Genomic DNA, 720 nt, shown 5'->3' with positions numbered 1-720 from the left:
AATTGTATAAATTTTACGCAATAGCCCTTAGCTGTTATAAAAACGGAACAAGTACCATTTCAACAGAATTTATAGACACTATTTGCCAGGAATTCATAGAATATGTGTCTATGCTTTAAAAATAGATCAAGGTTAAGTATCTGTCACTCTTCAATGATGCCTTTTTGGGAAATATAGTAAGGTTGAGGAAGATATGTTGAAGGTGGAAAATAGCACTTAAAATTAAAACAATTGAATTTAGGAAACGAGGACAAGTAATGAAGTTAACAAAAATGGTTATTAATAATTTTAGATCTTTTGGGGAGTGTCAAGCAATTAACTTTAATAATCAAACTGTACTGATAGGGAATAATAGTTCAGGAAAGACAAGTGTATTACAGGCATTGAGTAAATTATTTTCAGATAAACAAAGTGATAGAATCATTCGAAAAAGTGATTTTCATTTACCAAAAGGGTTAAGACCTGGTGAAAACACAAGAAATCTTTTTATAGAAACTATTTTTGAGTTTGATGAACTTGATGGAACGGTCTATGGACCAGCCATTCCAACATTTTTCGAGCACTTTTCAGTTTCTCAAGATGGTGCAAAACCTTTTTTACGAATCAGATTAGAATCCTCCTGGGAAGATGATGGAACAGTTGAAGGAAGTATTGATACTCAAATTTATTATATTTCATCTGATGAAGATACTATTAGAGATGAAGACAAACATCGTGCTC

At 31.7% G+C, this 720-nt stretch carries 1 protein-coding gene; it reads left to right on the top strand.

Annotated features, from left to right (window positions below):
• Positions 1 to 257: 257 nt before the first annotated feature.
• A partial coding sequence (locus L0M85_RS09835) for an AAA family ATPase (protein ID WP_238656941.1) occupies positions 258 to 720 on the top strand: 463 nt, incomplete at its 3' end.

Origin of the sequence: Streptococcus sp. DFI.7.26, from assembly GCF_022240605.1 — a bacterium.
Lineage (GTDB): Bacteria > Bacillota > Bacilli > Lactobacillales > Streptococcaceae > Streptococcus > Streptococcus xiaochunlingii.
The sequence above is the reverse complement of the archived record's forward strand: the minus strand, read 5'-3'. Positions and strand labels throughout refer to the sequence as shown.